Here is a 1,330-nt window from a genome sequence, read left to right as displayed (position 1 = left end):
CCGAGTGCTCGGGTGAGGACGGTGTCGGTGTCGGTGTCGGTGTCGGTGTGTGTGGGGTCGAGGTCGAGGAGGATGATGCGGTCGGGGTTCTCGGTCTGGGCGGACCGCAGCAGACCCCACGCCGCGGCCGTTGCGACGTCGGCGTCGTCGCCGGTCGACGTGGCCATGGCGCCGCTGGTGACGACGACCAGGCGTTCCTGCGCGGGTCGGTCTTCGGCGAGCCATTCCTGGGTGCGGGTGAGGGCTTCGTGGACGGTGTCGTGCACGTCCGCGCCGGGCGCGAGGCGCAGCACGGTCACGTCGTCCGCCGAGAGTCCGTCCGCCGACAGTCCGTCCGTGGACGGGCCGGTCGGGGCGGCCGCGTCCACCGGAACCCACTCCACCCTGAACAGCGTCTGCTCCCCGGTGCCCGGACGGGTCGCCGTGCGCAGCTGATCCTCGGACACCGCGCGCAGGGACAGCGCAGACACCTCGGCCACCGGCGCACCGGTGCCGTCGGCGATCAGCAGTGCCACCGCGTCCGCCCCCGTCCCCGCCGGGCGCACCCGGACCCGGGCCGCATCGGCGCCCGAGGCGTGCAGCCGTACGCCGCTCCACGCGAACGGCAGCCGCAGCGCGTCGGCGGCCGGCAGCGCGCCCAGTTCGATGGCGTGCAGCGCCGCGTCGAGCAGCGCCGGGTGGATGCCGTACGCCGCCGCGGTGCCGCCCTGCTCGTCGGCGAGGGCGACCTCGGCGAAGACCTCGGTGCCGCGCCGCCAGGCGGCGCGCAGTCCCTGGAACGCCGGACCGTAGCCCAACCCCTTCGCTGCCAGCGCGTCGTACCAGCCGGCGAGGTCCAGCGCCTCCGCATCACGCGGCGGCCACTCCGCGAGCGTGTCCGGTGCCGGGGCCGTGGTCGCCTCCGGGGCCAGGACGCCGGTGCCGTGACGCAGCCAGGCCTCCTCCTCGGGCGCGTTCTCGGGACGCGAGTGGACCGTGAACGTGCAGCGTCCCGCGGGGTCAGGCGAGCCGACCGCCAGCTGGACCCGTACGCCGCCGGACGGCGGCAGGACGAGCGGAGCCTCCAGCGTCAGTTCCTCGACCGCGTGGCAACCGGTCAGATCGCCTGCGCGAAAGGCGAGTTCCACGAGTCCGGCGCCCGGGAACAGCGGCGTGCCGAACACTGCGTGATCGCTCAGCCACGGGTGCGTGTCGACGGACAGCCGTGCGGTCAGGACCAGGCCGTCGGAATCCGCGAGCGAGACGGCGGCCCCGAGCAGCGGGTGCCCGGCCGGACCCAGCCCCAGACCGGCCGCGGAGGCGTCGGCGCTGTGCGACGCGTCGTGGCGCA

Annotated in this window: 1 protein-coding gene; it reads right to left on the bottom strand. The window is 75.3% G+C overall.

What is annotated here, in order from left to right:
* The coding region (locus LG634_RS37510; RefSeq protein WP_226741019.1) for a polyketide synthase dehydratase domain-containing protein at positions 1-1,330 on the bottom strand (1,330 nt) is incomplete at both ends.

The sequence above is a fragment of the Streptomyces bambusae genome (assembly GCF_020532645.1).
Taxonomy (GTDB): domain Bacteria; phylum Actinomycetota; class Actinomycetes; order Streptomycetales; family Streptomycetaceae; genus Streptomyces; species Streptomyces bambusae.
The sequence above is the reverse complement of the archived record's forward strand: the minus strand, read 5'-3'. Positions and strand labels throughout refer to the sequence as shown.